Here is a 20,283-nt window from a genome sequence, read left to right as displayed (position 1 = left end):
AATATACATCGGACATTCCCAAAATGAAACATTCATCAACATCTACTCTAGTCTTCTATACTGTTCATAAGTTAATGTCGATCGTCATATCTTGTACAGATTTATATAAATTGTTAACTATAAAATCAGAGAGTGCTCTTCTATCATAATTTTCCAAATTAATAATACTCTCTGGAGACTGTACATTGACTTTATATATCGTGTTTTCACCTTCTCTTTTATCAAAATTCTCTTCGAGATATAAAACATCGGTTAGAACAATTTTATTATTTTTGTAAGAATAAACCAAAATAAAACTATAATTAGAATTATCTTCCTGTGTTGTTGTTAATATAATATTATTTCCAACATTTTGGTTGGCTGAATAACCCAATTTCTTCACTAGAGTATTTGATATAATCAATTTGTAATTAATATCATTTTCTAACACATCAGGATAATTACTCTCATTGCCTGAAATCGTTGATATTTGATTATCACCAAGCAATATATCTTGACCTAAAAAACGTTGCTCAGATTTTGAAAAGTAATAATCTCCATCAATTTTATTTACCTCAATTTCAACTTTTTTATTTTTAAGATCTATTAAAAATAAATCTTCAACTTGAGAAAAAGAACTAAAGCTCAATAAAGCTGAGGATATAAACACGATCAACCTTACTAAAAATTTATTCATTACATAAAACCTCATATATATCCAAAAAATACTTTGTTCTTTTTTCTTTGTGAGAACGTGGAAGGCGTGAGTTAACAACATTAGTGATACTATTTGTACTAGCTATACTTCCGGACACTTTCTCATTCAAATTATTAACATCCCAAAAGCCAAGAGCAGCTAAAAACCCTTCTTTGGTTTTCAAAACCGAGTAAGGGTCATCTGAAATATTAAAACCCAAGTCTTGAATTTTATTTTCCAATCTAGTTTGAACAGCGTCATAGTTATATTTCCAAGTTAACTGTATAAACCCCTTCCCCTTATACCTCAATCCAGAAACGTCTCCTCCCTTGACGAGTACAAAATGGCCATCTGGTGAGTCACAAGAATAAACACGTTTCGCTATCTCATCTTCCTGAGGAAGCTGGCTATAATAATAGCTTCTTCTTCTCACATACTTTTTCTTATCCGCCTGTGAAAGTGCTTTGTATTCACTTTCATCAATTCGTATGTAGCCAAGACTAGCTGCTTCTTCAGGGTATTTATTGAAGTAACGCTTAAACATTTCTTTTAACCTATCGACAGAATACCATAAGTCCTCTTCATTACCTTCTAGTTTCGAACCAACTTCAGCTCTTATCTGAGCAAAAAATTGTGCTGCTCGTTCATTGGTATTTATTTCAAAGCTACTGGCATATTTATTAAATAAGTCACGCACTTCTTCTCTTTTACTGAGGGAAGAATCTGGAAACATCAGATTCATTTGCTTTTGAGTCACGTAGTAACCCGAAACAAAAGAATTAACAAAAGGCCAATAATGCCAAAGACTCTTGTCACCGCTTAGTTGCAAATCACCTTGTAAATCCTGCATCCATGAGAACTTATCTGCTCTTTCCAGTTCGAATTGCGAGAAAAGATCAAAGCTATCCATCACTTGATCGCGCCATGGGGAGTTGCGGTAGTCTTCTTCAGTCACAAAACCAGCGGAGCACTTAATATCTAGAGCTTCCTTCGCGGTCTGATGGATTGATTCATAAAGACTTTGTGACGATTCTGTATGCCAATCTGTAGGGTGTTTCACAATAAATCGCTCAAAGTGTTTACGCTTACCATCTAAGTATACTTTGGCGTCGCGAGCAGTGAACGAGGAAAAATCCGTTACTTGATCTTCTGTCACAGATTCAAGTAACTGCTGAATAAACAAATTACTCATATCAACGGCACCACTACTATCGGATCCATCGAGAACGACCAGTGGATTTTCTTCCGCATTTTTGGGAGAAATCTGTTTTTTGAAAAATTCGGGCGGCTCCTCAAAAGAAAACATCTCGATATGCACGCGATTATCGTCTTTCTTAGTTCCTATTGCATCGTTGCTGTACTCGTGCAGTCCCATGTAGCCGATATCTTCCCCAGCTGAAACTTTTATTCCCTCTCTAAATAAGATCGAGAGTAAAGAAACCACACTACCGTCCCTAATCATTGCCGCGTTGTCCGCCATCCATTTAGGTTCTGAAACCGATTCTGATAGGACAGCAGAGGAATCTTCCAAAATGTCAAAGTCACTATTGAGACCCGAAGCAAACCAAACAATCTTGTTTAACAGTGCTTTTTCGCTACCACTTGGCGATTCACCATTCTCTACCACACGGCACTTTATCATTTTGTAGGTATTTTTGCCGATCTGGTATGGGTGGGTTTCCTTCTCTTCAGCATACAAGTATTCAAGTAATGTCCCTTTAGACATCGACCGTTTTTTTACTTTTACGCTAGAGTTAGTAGGCACATCACTATGTTCGAAAATGCGTACATTACGCCTTTCTTGTAAGCGATAACGCGTGTTTATTGATGAATTGGCGCCAATATCTGAAGGTGGCGCAAGGTGCATATAAAGTGTATAGAATTTAAATACATCTTCACTGTCTTCGGGGTTTGCAGCCTCATGCTCGATAAGCACAAAGTTATTACTGTATTTAAACTCTTGCTCTTGGTACGTTGATGTTAGGTAATCAGGATTTATGCGAAATGCCACTATTTTTCCATCAAGCATCGCTTGAATAGGTCTGAGCCCTTTCCCCCACGGTAACATTTTTGATGTTAAGTGAACGCCACTATGCCAACCATATCCTTGTCCTATTAAGTAACGACCACTCTTAGCTTGAGCAAACAATTTCGTAAAATCACTGAGCGTGTAGTAAGCGTCACCTTCTCGTTGCGCTATCGGAAAAACTGCATCCATGATTTAAATGTCCTAGTCAGAAAAGTTATCGTCAAAAGTGACAAATGATGGGCGGTTCAAGTTGTTTGACTTCGTGTACACCACCGCATTAACCCTACCTAAATTAGTAGCAAAGCTAGATTGGCTCGCTATGTTAACGGTGCTCCCAAGGGCCATTGCCGATATAGAAATTAGGGTGTCATTTTTGGTTTCGAAAATTTGGCTAATGACGTCAGGAAGTGCTTGTTTGAAGTGGTTAAGTGCTTTTTTATAACCGTTTATACCCTCTTCAACAGAACTCAACGATCTTGCAGAAGCTTGGCTTTGTATGAAATCTAAACGACCGATGATTTCACTGTTTAGCTCATCGATGTATGAACAGATTTGATTGTTTATCAACGTCCATAAAACAAACTGCAAATACTTCACAGTATTCCCAGTCCCTAAAAAGCGAAGCTTCGCTAATAATTCATAGGGAGGCTCAAACACATCAGCTTGATATAAGACTCTCAATATATCGCCATTTTCGTGCACTTGCTCCAAGAGCAGTTCAACTAAAGGTTTATATTTCTCTAGCGCAGTAGTATCAGTTTGGATGTGATAAAGTGCCGAAACATAAGCATCAGAAAAATCTTTAGAGTGATTTTGACTAATCGTATAAGGAGACGATATACGGCTTTGCTCTAACACAATATCTTTAAAGTCATCATCACTGAAGGATGGGGACATCAATATCCCCCAGTCATTAGCAACCCCAACACGATCTTCCCAAAATGGCGAGCGGCGACCTGCGACAAACGTACAAAAATCATTCGGATCAGGGTAAGTTTCCGTCACAATATTTTCAGCTAAAGATTGGTTCGGCGTATAAGAGTCTTGAGTTTCGCTGAGCACTAACTTGCATTCTTTTAGAGCGAGACCATTAACAGATGCTTTTCCGCTAGAATCCAGCACTCCACTCCCAATGACAGCACCTGAAGGTTCGACTAAAGAAAATTGTGCATTAGAGTAAGGGAGCCCATTTGGATATTTGCATTCTATATCCAACGTATACGTCCCTTCCTGCTCTTCAGTCACAGAAACCGATGGGTTTTGTGCCCCACCCAAACACATGGTGTTGGCTTTGTTCATGGTCATTTGATCGGACAGGCGACATACGCCCTTACCTTCAAACTTAACCGTTGGTGAAGCTGAAATGAATTTTGCTTCGGCTTCTATCGTGCCTGAGGCAACGCCTTTTCTGTCACCGCCCGCATCGCCAGTACTTTTTGAGAACGTACTGCCCTTGATAGCGACACTGTTACCGCCATCCATAGAGACCGTCGTAGTCCCACCTGCAAGGTCTGCTGATTTAGCATTGTTGCCATAAGGGATAGGAACGACTGGCTTGCCGACCTTAGTTAAACAAACATCTGGGAGCGTTGCATTCGCTTCACCACCTGAGCCTTTATGAACTATCGAAAGTCCATTCGCACCAACTGTTACGCCCATAACCAATCCATTTGAATTTTATTGATTGAATGATAAAAGAGATCGCACATTGCAATCTCTCTAAATGACTAGTGAATTTCACTAAAAGACCAGTGATATTCACAGCAAACCTTAAAACTGGCAGAAGATCTCATTTTTAGATTTCTGGTTATCTATACACTTCAAGCAGTTGCTGGAATTTTAAGTCTATGACGATGTAGGTTGCCGCATACATAAGCGCAAACGTAATCGCACTAAGACTCAAGATCAGCTTGGGTGAAATTACCCTTTTTAACGGCTTCTTTAGGTATTTAGCTTTAAGGTTGATTAAAGAAACTTTTTCTTGTTCTGCTAGGCGGTCATCTCGCACTAATCGATAAATGGTGCTGCCAATTTCCGCTAACTTTTCGTTACCACGCTCTTCACGGCCGTACTTGCCTTGGAAACCAAGTTGAAGCAATAAATAGAGAAACTCTATAACGTGACGGTATTTGCGAGGGTCGGCTTTTAAGCGGTCGAGAATAACGAAAAACTTGTCACCACCAGATGTTTCGTTGTGGAATTCAGACAGTAAGCTGTTCTGGCTCCAGTGACTATTTGCCCCCCATTCTTGCCGACAAACAGATTCATCAATCGCCGCACACAAGCAGTAACGAATAACAAGAACCGAAGCACGATCGAGCTCCATTTCATTAAGTTTTCGTTCACCTTTTCGAATCTCACGTGCCACTTGTTCACGAAATGGCATCGGGTCATCAAGCCAAGGGATCGAAGACATACAAGACAGACTGGCGATCAACCATGAGAATTGATCCACCAGCGGGTTAATACCCATGTTGTCGATAGATAGATCTTGTACTGCGATGTTTCTCGATAAGTCAGGCGCTGGCATTACCTCCATTGGTTTGCCAGGCTCTGGTTGGAATAAGACTACGGTGACGTCTGTTTCTGCGTAACTCATAGACGAACGGCCCAAAGTTGCAATGATAAGTTAGCGAAATCGCCCGCAACGTGAATCGCAATCGCAGCAGTGTTCTTCAATGCCATCCACTCTTCACCCGTTTTATCGAGCTCGAAATAGGTATAGCCAGCGTGATACGGCAGCGCGCGTGGCACAACTGGCATTGGTTTGATCTCAATCCCTGGCAGTTGAAGGTTAATCAAGTCGCGAATGTTATCGATTGAACCGATCTTCGTTTGGCTGACAAACTGCGTATGCAGGACATCCAAGGTAACGTCGGCTTTAACTGCAAGAATAAAGGTCGTCGTATCAATGATCTTATTGTCAGGGATCGCTGCCGTTCTGATGCCATAGTTCTGATCTTTTAAGGTCAGTGGAATTGCTCTTTGTTCAGACATCACGCTCAATGTCATTTTCGCACTGTCTAGAACGCGAGAAAGACAGCTAGTAAGATCACCATGATTGTATTTAGTAAACTCAATAGGTCGGCGTGTCGTCGAGCACAGCGTCGAAAGCTCGCCCTCTGCCTGAAGAAGAATTCGATACAAAGACTCAGGGTGTACAGCTTCTGTGTTTGCAAAATGCCAAAACAAGGGTTCGTATCTATTGAGCGCTTGCAATAGCATAAAGTCAGAAACTGATGATACGCCTTGTTGATCCACCACTCCCAGTCGCTGAACTATGGATTCTGCGCGGTGCTTGAGCATAGAAGCAAACTCCGTCGCGAACTTATTAAGTACCGTAGATGCGTGAATATCAATACAGGTAGGAATGAAACTATCATCTAAGATCACGCTGCCATCTGGCTTCACTTCCGAGATCTTGAGGATCGGAATAGACGTGTAAGCACTTTTATCTTCATGGTCGTACATTAAGCAAAAGTTAAGCTTACCGACGACGATATTTGCCATGTCTTCCGAATCATAACAAGCATCAACCGCTTCTTGAGATTCCATCGTATAACGTGCACCGTCTTTTTTAGTGCCAAATAACTCAGAACGTTCCGATGGTAACGGACAGCACAAATAAACCACTTTATCGGCAATCGAAGGATCCACATCTTTCACTTCTGGTAGTTCAGCGAGCAGTGGAAGCTCAAATGGCGTGCGGTCCTGTAGGATGCCTTCTGCACGCGTAATACCAATTTTACCGAGGGCTAGCAGTTGTGAATTTATTTCCAAACGCTTAATCCCCCAATGTAAAGGAGATGCGTTGTTGCTCAACATGCTCGACAGTTTACTTTGCGAACGATCGAGTTGTTGAAAATGCTGCGGCTTCATGAACATTCCATCTTGCCAAACAACTGGATTGTATAAAGACATGTTTCTATCCCTTAAAAGTAAACCTGTTCAATGCCGCGAGTGTTATCAGAAATTAACTCACTGCCCTCTAACTTGAGCTTGATGTAGTACTCGCTCTTCTCTTCAATAACTTCCACTTTTCGCCATGACGAACCATCAATATCACGAAAGGCCACAGAAAAACCGACGGCACGAGTGTCAGGGTCTAGCGTTAGCATTTCATGAACTTTTCCACCTGGCTGTATTTGATATTCATAACGTTTGATGTACTCATCACCCAACGACGCTTTATCGTTTTCAAACAGCGCAAAAAAATCTAAGCTTCGGAATAAAACTGGCGAATTTAATTCGTGAAGGCGGAGAATGACCGGAGATGACTGCCCCCCATCTCTCACATTGAGTACAGGTGACGCCTCAATAACCAATTCAATGGACGAAGTTTCTGGTGTGATACCCGTGGACTCTTTAAATTGATCCCACATGGAACAACCGGACAACATGGCAAATCCGAGTAATACGGCGATACTACGCATGGTTTCCCTTAATCACTTTGTTATAGTTTTTCTTAATCAGCCCTTTTAAGGATGTTTCGTTGAGCAGGCGACGATTGTTAGAGTAGAAATCTAAATATTCGCCCCACAGTTTTGACTTCGTTGAGAACAAAGATTGACTCGCCACTTTGTTAGCAAATGCAACGGGATCGTTCGTCTCTGATTGTTCTAAAATGAGCTCATTCAGCGCTTTATTAAACGTGACTTGGTGGTCATTCAACTCATCCAGCATTTGTTCTACCAGTTCATTTGGAGCCAGTAGATGTTGGCTATTGAGAGTCAGCATCAGCTCCGCAATGTTAGAGTTAGACTCACTCGTACTCTGCTCTTCTTTCAAGGACTCTACTTCGTGTAATTCTTTCTGCAGGTTATCAATACATAAGCGCAAACAAGTGCCCATTTGTTTGAACAACTGAGCTTCATTCGTCATTAGCTCAGGATTTCGAATACCCAAACCATCAAAAAACGCTTGTGCTATATCTTGAGAACAGGCGGTTGCTTCGATACCCGCTTGCTCTTTAGTCGTACTGTTTATCTTAGGTTCTGCAGCAGGCATTTGAAGTTGCGGATTAGTTTGAGAAGAAGGGGTAAATGACTGTGTCATCTCTTCCCATTTTGAGCCCGTAGCAGTATGTTCGACGATCGCCTCTGTGGAGTTAGGTGCACGATGTTGTCTTTGAACTGCCCTATCTAGAATCGTCGTTTGGGGTTGAACCGTCTCTTCTGAGACAATATCTTCTCTATGTGGCGTACCGTTCTCTACCTCTATCCCTAACGAACCATTTATTGATGCGTTACTCTTGGTCTCCGTAGCCATCCAATCTTCAGGTATGAGGCTTGGCTGATCAAACTCGGAGTATATGCTGAAACTGTCATCGACCACCTGACGTGTGCTTTCCACCGTTTTAGGCTGTTCAGGTTCTGGATGCTCATCGTCACGAATTAAATAATCATCATCTCGCTGCATTGAAAAGTTAAGGTGCGCAACAGGATCATGACAATCAATGTCATCCTGTTTAGTCTCCATAAACAAATCTTCTAAAGCGCCTACTTTTTCTTCTTCTTCGACAACTGCGTCTCCGAGGCTAACCAAAGGATCATTGGATACTCGCTCAGGGGCTATATCAGCGGCAATGTCTTGTGTCGAGGTAACATGCTCCAGAGAAACGCCAATTTCATATTGTCCTAAAGAAATAATATCGCCATCGACTATCGCAACAGGTTGATTTTTGAGTATTTTGTTTCCGTTAACCATAGTGCCATTAGTGGATACGTCACTAATATAGTAGGTATCTCCATACACACTGATCAGGCAATGAGTGCCTGATATAAAGCGGTTGTGATCGGTTAAAGACACACTACAACTTGGTGAACGCCCCATTGAACCACCATTCTCAGGCATTTCAATGTGCTTTACACCTGTGTATTCCTCTGGGCATTTAGAAATAAATAGAACTAGCTGATTTGAGTGCATCTATATACCTCAAAATAGCATAGAAACAGACAGTTCAAGCCCACCTATCCCATCATTGATAACTGGGAGAATATAAGAGGCTTGAGGAATGATTTGTATATGAGCATCTGGGTTACTACCTAGCTTAATGACTGTACCAACGGCGATAACTGCACCCAGCTCGAACTGATCGATGTCCTCGACACTCTTATAGCGGTAACCTTCTGGGTCAACTTGCCAACGGTTTGAATATTGTGAGTAACCTGCAGATAAACCAGCACCTACGTACGGTGTGAAAACGCCCCAAGAAGCCAGCGCATATTGCGGTACAACACGAAGTTCATAGTTAGTTACTTCTTGATATAGACCGCTAGCTGGCGCTTCGATATCTTCTGCTAGGTAGTTAAGCCCTAACCACCAGCGCCAACGGTTATTATTTTCATCAATAGGGCGAGAATGAACCAAGCCAAACCTCAGAGTGTCTTGTTCACCACTGTTACCTTCTTCGTAATTAATGCTATCGATAGTCAACATACTGGCAGAGAGTCCATAACGCTCTCCCTTTGCGACTGCAAAAGAAGAAAATAGACACATGGCTGAAATCAGCCCGATTTGACTTGGTTTTAGCATTTCGTCCCTCTAGGAAAACCGATATTCTACTTAGAGGCGAAAGATATCAATTATATTCTCTTTTTCAATAAGCCTAAAAAAACACCTATAACTTAATACATTTCAACTATAGGGTTGGTTATTTTACCTACAAACAAAAACTAATGGACCGAACTGGGTTAAAGCAATGAGCCTGTAAACCTATTTAATTAAATAAAAATTAAGAAGGCTCTACCACCAATTTAAGAGGGCTAATTTAAAGAACACAGGCGAACAAAAAACAGACAAAGCTAACAATTTAGTCACATTTATTAACTCAAAAGATCGACTTCGTCATATATAAGGCTCTCCTTAAAAACAAATCGAACTATTGACATTAATATTATGAACAAAGATCACACTAAGGATAATTTAATTTATTTTTTAAGTGTTTTTATTATCTAAACAACTTCTTTTATCTATAGAATCACTTCGGTAATGCACTGCTTACAATTTAATATAACAGCAGTGGAGTCCTATATACCTTAATACTTCTATATGATCAGTTGGAATTTGCCTTATGTTTTTTAGCGACTTCGCTCGAAGACCAATCGATGAAAATAACCCAAGCGGCTCTAACCCTAATGGCTCTGAAGACTTTGACGAAATAAAACGTCAAATAAATAATCTTAATAAAGTCACCGGAAGAGTCTCTTGGAAAACGGTTCAAACACTCTCAAAAAAAATCTTGAGCACTCACGCTAAAGACTTACGTTGTTGCTGCTACTTCACGGTCGCATCAACATATAACGATGGTCTAAGAGGCCTTGTTGAAGGGTTAAATTCATTGCTTGATGTGTGTGTGGTCTATTGGAACACCGCATACCCTGAACATTCAAAGTCAAAAGCACGAATGAGCGCAATTGAATGGATGGTGGAGCATACTGAAAAACGTATTAATAAGCACCGTGCGTTGCCGGAAGAACTTCCACTGATTGAAGCTGCGCACCAGTTGTGTTTAAGAATAGAGGAAGAGCTTCGCCTTCATTACGGTATTCAAGCGCCTTCATTTGGTCGCATTCGTCGTATCTTAAATCAATGGGCTGAACAGATAAAAGAACAACAACATGCCATAGAGTTACGCGAGAAAAAACAAGCAAATACTAACGCTGCTGCTTCCGCACAGGCAACACCTGAAATTAAAGTGAATGTATCTCCCTCTCCTGCCCCGGACTCGCCATCCCACCTCAATAACAGTGAAAAAACGACCCCAACAAAGTCCGGCCGATTTATGATCTACTTCATCATTGGCTTGATTGTTACGGCGATATGTTCACATTTTGTGTACGAACAACAACGCTATCGAACGCTGGAGCAAAAAATTAGTCAAGCTTCACTTAATGAACTTGTAAAGTTGGTCGCCTCGTTAGATTACGAAAATAAAAAATATGCCCAGTCACTGAAAACACCAACTATTAATCGCGTAGATATTATGATGAATAACTGGTTTTTAGACTCGGCCAAAGTAAGTAACGTCAGCGAGCTCGATAGCTTGACCAATGAATTAATCGCAATCTATCCAGATTCATCTTCTGCCCAGCAGCTACGTCAAAACTTTTTGACACAGAGCGCCCATTTAGAAGACCAGTTTATGGATGTGTATAAGCGATTCTCAGACGCAAGAACGGTGTTTGCCAACGTAGCTAGACAGAATGTAGATAAGAACTCTAAAACGGCGTACGAATATAGTAACTCACTATTCCCGCTTCTAGGTCGTATTGAATACGCTGAAAAGTATTCACAGCAAAAGGAAATTGACCGCGCAACCCTTTTACTGAACATCTACCTATATAAATTGAGTCAGCTACAAGCTGAAAAAACTGACAATAAATAACAATACAATTAAAGAAGTTTTAGGCTTATGTTCAAACAAAAACTGTTTAGAAATCCAGTTGTGATTTCTACTATATTAACGCTTTTAGTGGCGATAACCATTACCGCTATTTATCTTCTTTTTCTAAAAGATGCAGATAAACTGTATCTTTGGCTGAGCCTTGGTGTTATCGCCATTTTCTACGTCACTTTTCAATTCACACTATGGTTGAAAAAAAAGAACAGCGCTAAAGCTCAAAATTTGGAAACTGAGGAAGAAGCTCTTTCTATGGTTATCCAACCTCTTCTTGCTAACTCAGGGAAGAAACCAATTTATCTGATGCTTGGTAATAAAGGGTCAGGGCGACGTCAATTTTTATTTAATTCTAGTGCAATTAAACCAATGGATCGCACGAGAACCGCTAAGAATGATTTTTTTGAATGGTACGAATCTGACAGCGCTGTATACATCAAACCTGACCAACGCTTAGTGTTTCAAGAAATATCAAGCAGTGATGCTTCTTTATGGAATACATTCATCGAAGAAGTGATTCGCCACCGACCTAGAAAACCATTTTCTGGCTGTTTATTCTTCATCGACTTCGAGTTCATGATCGTCTCTGAGCCAGAACAAAAAGAGTACACTATTTCGTCGTTATTGGAGCGCTTGAGCACTATCAACTCTAAAACGTCGTCAGCATTACCCATTTATCTAATTATGTCGAAGCTAGACAAGTTAGATGGATTTAAAGAATACATGCACTTTAGCTCTCTTAAGACACGTGTAGAGTTCCTTTCTATCCCGCTGAAAGAGGCCAAAGGTGTTTTTTCAGAATACTATCGTGATAGCTACCGAAATCTAGTTAAAGTGCTTGAAAGTAACGCGCTAGATGCATCAGCTAACTCAACAGATATCGACGAGAAACAGGCAATTCTCGCTTTCCCTAAGCAGTTTGAGCTATGTCAGTCTGAAGTCAGCTATGTTCTAGAGCGTCTGTGTGATGTTAACAACGGTGTTTATTCGCTAGATATCCGTGAAATTTTCTTTAGCTCAAGTTTACAAGGCGGTCGTAAATACAATTTACTAGCAAAAAGTTGTAGTAACTACTTCAACTTACCAATTATCGCTTCTGAGCATACCCAGTTGACGGAAACACCGTATTTTTCTCGCTTTCTGATTGATTCGCAAATATTGCCTGAAAGCGATTTTGCGGGAGAAAACAAGACGTATCTTCGTCTAATTCAGAGACAAAGCCGTTTAGCCATACTCGGCTCCATTATTCTGCTTGCTGGCGGTAGTTACTTTTTTGCAACTACGTTAGACAGTAACTTACATGTGATGAATCAACTATTAAGTATTGATGACAAATCACAAGCAGAGCACGATGCAAGATTTAGTGAGCTTTTAGAAAATGCAACCAAAGCGATAGAACCGTCTTATGGGGCATGGCTTAAAGGTTCTAAGGCTTTAGATGAGGAAATATTACCACTCAATATTAGCCGTTTGGATCAAAGCACTCGCATTGCCTACGAAGCGTTACTTAAGGAAGTCGCTCAGCAGCTAATACCTCTGATTGAGAAAGGTTACCGGCTACAATTGGCACAAAATCAAAACGCTTTCACGCGCGCTTTACCTCTATTGAAGGGGTATTTAATGCTTAACGATCCATCTAAGCGTGATATCCGTTTTTTACGTCATCAAACACTCCAAATGATGAGTGATTTGAGTAACCAAAGTGACGTCGTTGATCAGGCCATGCGCTACTTAGACGCCTACTTTCGCACACAATTTGCTCCAATCGATATCAACATGGATCTTGTTCGTGCAACACGTCGCTCATTACTTGCAAATTCGAATGTCGACCTCGTGTATGCAGGCATTTTAAACGAAGCAAGCTCTATTGATTTAGGAACATTAGATCTGCAACGAGCCGTCGGTTTTGAGTTTAGCAATGTATTTAACACGCCAATCGATAGCGAACGCTTAATCGTTGATAAGATCTATACCTCCACAGGTTTTAGCACCTTTTATCGACCACGCGTGGACTTAATGTCACAACGAGTAATCAGCGACAACTGGGTTCTAGGTCTATCGCAACATGTCATCCCTACCAACGAAGAGCAAGAAGCCTTTAAAGAAGAAGTGCGAAAAAAATATACTGATGACTACATCAATAACTGGCGTAATGCGCTGAGTGAGCTCAAAGTCCAAAACTATGACAACGTTGGTGACCTGACCAACGCGATAGACTTAATCTCTGGGCCTTCTTCACCAATGACAACGGTATTGAAGCAGGTCTATGCCAACACACAATTTTCACCCGTTGGCGAAAAAAGCGCTCTAATTTCAAAACTGGACCCGAAACTCGCGGCAGCAGCGGATTCTGCATCAGATGCCGTAGAAGAAGTGGTAAAGCCTGATTACTTGCTAATGCAACGTGTTGAGCAAGCCTTTCACTTATTAAACCAGCTTCAAGTGAGTGAGACACCAAACTCCCCTACTCCTTGGGATGAGACCGTTGCAGCGTTGAGCCGTGTTCGCACCTACATGAAGGACATCGCCGACGCGCCAGATCCACAAATGGCGGCGCTAGCAGCAGCACAGCATCGAATGAACAGTACTGAGGCGGACCCATTAATCAAGCTTAAACAGATTGCACAAAAATCACCAGAACCCGTTCGCAGCTGGTTACTAGATGTGGTTCAGCAAAGCTGGTCAGTAATGATTACAGAGTCCGCAAAAGGCATCCAAACTCAGTGGTACAGTGAAATTTATACCAAGTTTAAAGAGATTGGATTAGGGAAATATCCATTTGACCTAACAGCGACCGAGGAAATCTCAATTGAAGATTTCGAATTGCTATTTGCTTCAGGTGGCTTGTTAGACACATTTATTCAGAAAAACTTTGCACCGTTCTACGATACGAACTTGTGGACGCCAAAGCAGGTAGATGGTGAGACGATGCCAATCTCTCCAGCTCTGCTAGTGCAACTACGCAACTATAATGTCATTCGAGATACATTAATTAATAAAAGCACCAACCGAGTTCATATTCCGTTTAGTGCAAGAGTACTCGACCTTGACTCTAGTGCAATTAGAGCCAGTTTAAAAATTGCAGATACCAATATGAGTTACTACCACGGTCCAAGCCGAATTCGTGAAATGGCCTGGCCACCGCAAAATGGTGACTTCAATATTAGTATCACGCTCCAGGATGTAACAGACGAAGGTAGACAGCACGTTTTAAATAAGAGTGGTCAATGGGCGATATACAGATTGCTAGGTGACTCGACCTTGACAAACACTCATAACGGCAGCTTTGTCAGTGACATAAAAGTGTCAGGGAGGGACTTAAGCTTACGCATCACTCCATTGACGCAGAAAAACCCATTCACTCTTGCTGAGCTATATAACTTTACGCTCCCAGAGTCGATTAAATAACAATATAAAAACAAAATAGGCAGAACACATGATTTCAAACATGACTTTACAAGGTTTAGATAAATTAGATCGAAAAATACTTTCAAGTCTATTGTCAAACGGGCGTGAGTCTATTGCGAATCTATCTCGAAACATTGGTTTGTCTCGTACAGCAGTAGCAGAAAGGATTAATCGTTTAGAAAAGACCGGTATTATCAAAGGCTATACCGCACAAATTCGTGTAGAAAACGAAGGGCGCAAAGCCGCAAGCTATCTATTGATATCTTGTGAAAAGGGTAAGAAAAATGATGTAACAAATGCGCTTAAAGAAATCCCTGAGGTTCGCTTAACAAGCGTTGTTGGTGGCAACTTTGATATTATTGCCCTAATTGAAGCTCCCGATCTGCAGTCTATTCATCATCTTTGTAACGAAATTGAGTCATTTAACGGGATTCAAAGGCTTGATACTACCGTCGTACTTCACCAGCCGATCAGTCGTTAAGCTTTTCTGACCTTTTTGATGACAACATAAAAAGCCGCTCGTAGAGCGGCTTTCTTATATGCTTCCGATGACTCGGATTTTGGCATCTTTATCACTTGGGTTACCTAACCAGAATGTTTGTCCTAAGTGGTTCCCTTCCCCATTACCTAGCTTATTCTCTGGAATACTATCTAAGTTAACTGTCAACTTTAAGTCCCACGACATCGGGTCACGCAAAATGAAACGCATCAGGCCAACCAGTGTTTTGTGTAACTCACCATCGTAGGAAAACTGCTTAAATGTTTCAAAATCGATGCTGTCGATGCAGAGATTAAATTTGCCGTTTAAGTCCGCAATGCTTTGTCCTAAGTGCAAATTTTGCCCTAATATGCAATTAGCACGGTTGAGTTTATTCCGTTGGCTTTCTGCGATTTCTACGCGGCGATATACCCACTCTTCAATACGCACGCTAGGCAACGAGAAGTAATGCGAAACAATACCGGAAATCAGCTTCGGCGAACGCGTACGCGTAGAAAGTTGGTTTACATAAGACAGTATTTTCGCTCGATCTAACTCTGCGACCTTACTATCTTGCATTACGCTAGTTAGGCCTGCCAAGTGCAGAATACGTCCAGAGAAGGCATCACTTGCCCCGCTTTGGTACTGCACGTGATATCGGTATTTCTTCCAAACCCGATACAACAAACTGGTGTACCGATTATGGAAAAAATCAAAGAAATCTTTTACCGGATTGTCTTCAGGATCTCGCCCTGCCAGTTTCTCAGTATAAGAAGCAGGAAGTGGTGAGCTTGAACCATGCAAGCCAAGAAAGTTAGTTTCGACTCTAGAATACTGCTGGCCATTTCTCTCCATATGAGCAATAAAGTCCATATCGCTCTTTGGAAAAGATAAGTTTGGCGAAACGCTGAACTCAATACGTTCTTGGTGGAAGTACTTGTTCTCACCGACGGCGACAAAGTTAGAGTTCGGCTCTAGTTGATAATGCTTCTCTAGCAGCAAGACTGCTTGATAGAAACTAAACTCATTCGACTTATCAGAAAGTGTATTAATCATAGTATCGTCTGCTGTCCGATAAGACTTGCCCAGTTATAAACCTCGCCTGTCGCTTCATCAAACACTTCCAGTTCGGTAAAGGAGTTCACACTCGAATACAAACGGATGAATTCGTTAAGCACAGTCGCCATCAAGAACATGTCGCCTTCATTGACAAAAAATTTGGAATTGGTGACCAACTTAAACTGATTGCCGCGTACCGAAACGCCACGAAACACACGGTCGATTGGTTTCATTTCCGAAGAGATAACCCCATCAAGCCGATGAATGGATGCACGGTGCGCTTGTCTGTCAACACGAGAGTGGAAATCATAGGTAGAGAGAAGCACTTTAAGTACATCAATATTTGCCAGCGATAAGTAGTTGAGTGACATATTCGCAATTAGCTGCCACTGAAGCTCACCATTCACTTGCGGACTGACCGATTGAGTGGGCTTGGTAATATTCCTAAACGTCGCATAGGTCGGTGATTTATGGGTCGCGTAAGTGATGTCCCCCACTGACAAACGTTCCGCCAAATCTGCGTTACTACATTGCAGTTTCATGAGTACCGTTTCTGTCCCCAGTTCCGCAATGTCCCCATTATGAGTATGAAATGATATGTAGCGCTCAAGACCTCTACCGCTTACACGCTCAGCGACTTTAGATTTGTAAAACTCGCGCTTATCTCGTTGGTTAATTTGATGCTCAAATGATTCAAATTCAATCAGAGACTTTCGACGACGCTCGTCTTTACACCAGCTTTCCACTTGCTCAATGGAATAGACTTCGTAATGCTCCTGAGTGTTGCTTTGCGGACGTACCTTGTACTCGTTACGTCGGTGCTCTAAACGAATTGGATCGCCATCTTTTTCAAATAAATTAACGGCAGGCGTACAGTGCAATTTCAAGTGCTTATCTTTAAGCACCACTTCTGACGGTAATGCACGCTTAAAGTGGAATTTGATTTTGACCGTGCTACGTTGTGGAATGCCTTTTAGCCACTCTAAGCCTTTAATGTCGAAGAACATGAACTTATCTGGCAAAGAGAAGAATTCTTGCAGCAAACGGTAGCCTGCAAATGAATTTTTGCTGTAAGGCAGGAGCGCTTCGTTCTCTTCATGCCCAACTGGCTTAACGTATTCTGGCCCTAAGCGATGTTTGTAACCACCACCAACATCTAATTCGACATAATCTAGGTAACGGAACAGCCATAAGAAGACAGTTCGAGTAATATGAATCTCGCCATGCAGGTGTAATCGCAGCGTGTCTAAACCGATCCGAGACAGTTCAAGACCATGCTCCGTCGATAAAGTCACATCAATCATCGAACTGGTGCGGCTGTTGGTCTGTTCGATGTTAGTGATCGTAATTGGGTACAGATTGACGTCGTAACAAGTACGGAACAAACATTGCGTGCCCTCTACCTGTTCACTCGCCATTTCTGCGCCACGTTTCACCACAGTTTTCTCAGTAACACTTCCGGTATGCGGTTTTAGTTCGCTAATGCACAAAGACGGAATCGAACGCATGTAATGTGGCCACAGCAAAGTCATCAGAGATTGCGTCAGCTCAGGCAGTTCATCATCAATCTTCTCGCGGATTCGACCTGTCAGAAAGGCAAAACCTTCGAGCAGTCGTTCGACATCTGGGTCAAAGGTTCCCTCAGAGAGAAAGTGAGTTAACTTCGGATGATATTTGGCAAACTCACTACCCGACTCACGCAAATACGTGAGTTCATCTTGAAAGTATTTACTGTTACTCAAGTGGCACCTACTAAACGTTAAATTGGCCGTCGGTTCCCATGTAGACGTCTATCGACATTGGGACTTTACCGCCGTTATGGGAAACTTCGCCGCGAATACCAAAGCCGAGTTGTAGCGGGTTATGGTGATCTTCACGGTAATTAACCTCGACATTCAACAGTCGCGGTTCAAAGCGCTCTATGGTTGACGTGATATTTTTTTGAATGTGGCGAACTAGGTTCGTGTTGTTAGAAAGTACGTCATTAAAATCTGGTAAACCATACTCATTGTCGATCATTGCATTCCCAGAATGGGTATTCAGCAAGTCTGCGAGATGAGAATGAATAGATTCAATCAAATGCTTGTGAGAAACGACTTTCTCGTAACAGTTTTTGGGTTCACCAAGCTCAATCCGCTCTAAAAGGCGATAACCTTTTTCCATCTTCACTCCTACGAAAAAAGCAGCCAGTCTTTACTGGCTGCTTTATGGTTTCAGCAATGGGTTATTGGTCTAACTTACCAACTAGAGACAAGTCGAAGCTTGCACCCATGTACTTGAAGTGAGGACGTACAGACATTGATACTTTGTACCAACCTGGGTCGCCTTCTACGTCTGATACTTCAACCTTAGCAGCACGTAGTGGACGACGACCACGGACTTCTGCTGGCGGATTTTCCTGGTCAGAAACGTATTGACGAATCCACTTGTTCAGTTCAATTTCTAGGTCTGAACGCTCTTTCCACGAACCAATTTGCTCACGCTGTAGCACTTTGATGTAGTGTGCTAGACGGTTGATGATGAACATGTAAGGAAGCTGAGTACCTAGCTTGTAGTTCATCTCTGCTTGTTTGCCTTCTGGCGTGTTCGCAAACACTTTCGGTTTTTGAACTGAGTTTGCAGAGAAGAACGCCGCATTGTCAGAACCCTTGCGCATGGTTAGCGCAATGAAGCCTTCTTCTGCTAGCTCGTACTCACGACGGTCAGAGACAAGAATCTCAGTTGGGATCTTAGTTTCGATTTGACCCATGGCTTCAAAGTTGTAAACCGGTAAGTCATGCACAGTACCACCGCTTTGAGGACCAATGATGTTTGGACACCAACGGTACTTAGCGAAAGACTCACTAATTTTTGATGCCATCGCGTACGCAGAGTTACCCCATAGGTAGTTGTCATGGCTGTCTGTTACTTGCTCATCGTAGTCAAACGCCTTAATTGGGTTATCTTCTACAGAGTAAGGTGTACGTAGCATAAAGCGAGACGTACATAGACCTAGGTAACGTGCATCTTCGTGTTCACGTAGACTACGCCATTTAGTATATTGTGGGCCTTCAAATACTGACTTAAGATCTTTTAGATTCGGTAGCTCTTCATAGCTATCTAAACCAAAGAACTTCGCAGACGCCGATGTAATAAATGGTGCATGAGACATTGCACCCACGTTTGCCATGTACTCCATCAGTTTGATGTCTGGAGACGAAGCCGACATATCGTAGTCACAAATGACTGCGCCAACAGGTTTACCACCAAATTGGCCATATTCACGCGTATAGATTTGTTTGTACAAACCAGACTTCACCACTTCTGGTGCGTCTTCGAAGTCATCAAGAACTTCATCTTTCTTTGCAGAGATCAATTCAATTTGAATGTTCTCACGGAAGTCAGTGTGGTCAACCAGGTACTTAAGGCCACGCCACGTTGATTCAATCGCTTGAACTTCTTCGTTGTGAAGAATTGCATCAACTTGCTTAGACAGTTTTTGGTCAATTTCTGAGATCATCAGATCAACTAAAGACTGATCCACTTTCTCTGTGTTCGAGCTGCTTAGTAGCTCACTGATGAATGCTTCTACGCCGCGTTTTGCAACATCAAAACCTTCATCACTTGGCTTTAAACGAGTTTCGTTAAGAATGCTATCCAGAAGTGAGCCTGATTCAACTAAGGCTGCTTCTTGTTCTGGCGCTTGTGCTTCTGCAGACATGATATCCCTTACTCTTCTTTCGCGTCTTGGTCGTTACCAATGCTTAGTTCATCCAACAGTTTCTTTCTCGCGTCTTCATCTTGAAGTACTGATGCGATCTTCTTGCGGAACGCAGGAACATTACCTAGAGGGCCTTTCAGCGCCACCAAGGCTTCGCGAAGTTCAAGCAGGCTGTTTAGTTCAGGCACGCTTTTCGCGATCGCTTCTGGAGAGAAGTCCTTCATGTTTTGGAACGTTAGATCAACACCGATTTGGCCGCCTTCTTCATCAGAAAGACGGTTTTCAACGTTCACTTTAACGTTTGGAGACATGCCTTCTAGCACTTCGTTAAAGTTGTCTTTATCGATATTGATTGGAGTGCGTTCTTCAATTGGCGTCTCATCTGCACGTGCAGTAAAGTCGCCAACCACCATCATGCTTAGCGGCAGTTCTACGTCTTCTTGCGTATCGCCAGTTGCTGGAACATAACGGATATTAATTCGCTCTTTAGGAGCCACCGAGCCGTCACGTGACATAATTCGTTCCTTATCTAACT

16 protein-coding genes are annotated in these 20,283 nt (G+C 41.9%); 3 read left to right on the top strand and 13 right to left on the bottom strand.

What is annotated here, in order from left to right; genetic code table 11:
- Positions 1 to 64 precede the first annotated feature (64 nt).
- The 8 genes from L3V27_RS02130 to L3V27_RS02095 form a co-directional block, all read right to left on the bottom strand.
- On the bottom strand, positions 65 to 676 hold the full coding sequence (locus L3V27_RS02130) for a hypothetical protein (protein WP_114323893.1): 612 nt from the start codon (positions 674 to 676) through the stop codon (positions 65 to 67).
- Positions 669 to 2,894, bottom strand: coding sequence for a hypothetical protein (locus tag L3V27_RS02125; protein WP_237310874.1), 2,226 nt, complete (start codon positions 2,892 to 2,894; stop codon positions 669 to 671). Before L3V27_RS02125 ends, L3V27_RS02130 begins: the two co-directional genes overlap by 8 nt.
- A 12-nt stretch (positions 2,895 to 2,906) precedes the next feature.
- Positions 2,907 to 4,364 (bottom strand): DUF4150 domain-containing protein, encoded by a 1,458-nt coding sequence (locus tag L3V27_RS02120; protein ID WP_237310873.1) that lies wholly within the window; start codon positions 4,362 to 4,364, stop codon positions 2,907 to 2,909.
- Between the two features lie 148 nt (positions 4,365 to 4,512).
- Entirely contained in the window at positions 4,513 to 5,304 is a 792-nt protein-coding gene (gene icmH / locus L3V27_RS02115) for a type IVB secretion system protein IcmH/DotU (protein ID WP_006741083.1), read from the bottom strand.
- A complete protein-coding gene (gene tssK / locus L3V27_RS02110) occupies positions 5,301 to 6,626 on the bottom strand; it encodes a type VI secretion system baseplate subunit TssK (RefSeq protein ID WP_006741084.1) in 1,326 nt (441 codons plus the stop codon). Before tssK ends, icmH begins: the two co-directional genes overlap by 4 nt.
- Positions 6,627 to 6,637: 11 nt before the next feature.
- Positions 6,638 to 7,138: a type VI secretion system lipoprotein TssJ gene (tssJ, locus tag L3V27_RS02105; protein WP_005392625.1), complete on the bottom strand. Its 501-nt coding sequence runs from the start codon at positions 7,136 to 7,138 to the stop codon at positions 6,638 to 6,640.
- Positions 7,131 to 8,630, bottom strand: a complete 1,500-nt coding sequence (locus L3V27_RS02100) for an FHA domain-containing protein (RefSeq protein ID WP_237310871.1) — start codon at positions 8,628 to 8,630, stop codon at positions 7,131 to 7,133. The genes tssJ and L3V27_RS02100 overlap by 8 nt, the downstream gene beginning before the upstream one ends.
- A 9-nt stretch (positions 8,631 to 8,639) precedes the next feature.
- Positions 8,640 to 9,239: a hypothetical protein gene (locus L3V27_RS02095; RefSeq protein ID WP_237310869.1), complete on the bottom strand. Its 600-nt coding sequence runs from the start codon at positions 9,237 to 9,239 to the stop codon at positions 8,640 to 8,642.
- Between the two features lie 538 nt (positions 9,240 to 9,777).
- Here L3V27_RS02095 and L3V27_RS02090 point away from each other — a divergent pair.
- The 3 genes from L3V27_RS02090 to L3V27_RS02080 are packed head-to-tail and all read left to right on the top strand — an operon-like array spanning position 9,778 to position 14,992.
- Positions 9,778 to 11,091, top strand: a complete 1,314-nt coding sequence (locus L3V27_RS02090) for a type VI secretion system ImpA family N-terminal domain-containing protein (RefSeq protein WP_109169817.1) — start codon at positions 9,778 to 9,780, stop codon at positions 11,089 to 11,091.
- A gap of 27 nt (positions 11,092 to 11,118) precedes the next feature.
- Positions 11,119 to 14,511, top strand: a complete 3,393-nt coding sequence (gene tssM, locus L3V27_RS02085; RefSeq protein ID WP_145534692.1) for a type VI secretion system membrane subunit TssM — start codon at positions 11,119 to 11,121, stop codon at positions 14,509 to 14,511.
- A 28-nt stretch (positions 14,512 to 14,539) separates the two neighbouring features.
- A complete protein-coding gene (locus L3V27_RS02080; RefSeq protein ID WP_005373369.1) occupies positions 14,540 to 14,992 on the top strand; it encodes an Lrp/AsnC family transcriptional regulator in 453 nt (150 codons plus the stop codon).
- A 54-nt stretch (positions 14,993 to 15,046) separates the two neighbouring features.
- Here L3V27_RS02080 and tssG read toward each other — a convergent pair whose 3' ends face one another.
- The 5 genes from tssG to tssB all read right to left on the bottom strand — a co-directional run bounded on the left by tssG (position 15,047) and on the right by tssB (position 20,263).
- A complete protein-coding gene (tssG, locus tag L3V27_RS02075) occupies positions 15,047 to 16,045 on the bottom strand; it encodes a type VI secretion system baseplate subunit TssG (protein ID WP_237310868.1) in 999 nt (332 codons plus the stop codon).
- Positions 16,042 to 17,790 (bottom strand): type VI secretion system baseplate subunit TssF, encoded by a 1,749-nt coding sequence (gene tssF / locus L3V27_RS02070; RefSeq protein WP_237310866.1) that lies wholly within the window; start codon positions 17,788 to 17,790, stop codon positions 16,042 to 16,044. Before tssF ends, tssG begins: the two co-directional genes overlap by 4 nt.
- Positions 17,791 to 17,800: 10 nt before the next feature.
- Positions 17,801 to 18,211, bottom strand: a complete 411-nt coding sequence (gene tssE, locus L3V27_RS02065; protein ID WP_005392634.1) for a type VI secretion system baseplate subunit TssE — start codon at positions 18,209 to 18,211, stop codon at positions 17,801 to 17,803.
- A gap of 61 nt (positions 18,212 to 18,272) precedes the next feature.
- Positions 18,273 to 19,748 (bottom strand): type VI secretion system contractile sheath large subunit, encoded by a 1,476-nt coding sequence (gene tssC, locus L3V27_RS02060; protein ID WP_005392635.1) that lies wholly within the window; start codon positions 19,746 to 19,748, stop codon positions 18,273 to 18,275.
- Between the two features lie 8 nt (positions 19,749 to 19,756).
- Entirely contained in the window at positions 19,757 to 20,263 is a 507-nt protein-coding gene (gene tssB, locus L3V27_RS02055) for a type VI secretion system contractile sheath small subunit (protein ID WP_005392637.1), read from the bottom strand.
- Between the last annotated feature and the right edge of the window lie 20 nt (positions 20,264 to 20,283).

The organism is Vibrio sp. J2-3(2022) (assembly GCF_021725735.1).
In the GTDB taxonomy this organism is placed as follows: Bacteria; Pseudomonadota; Gammaproteobacteria; order Enterobacterales; family Vibrionaceae; genus Vibrio; species Vibrio diabolicus.
The sequence above is the reverse complement of the archived record's forward strand: the minus strand, read 5'-3'. Positions and strand labels throughout refer to the sequence as shown.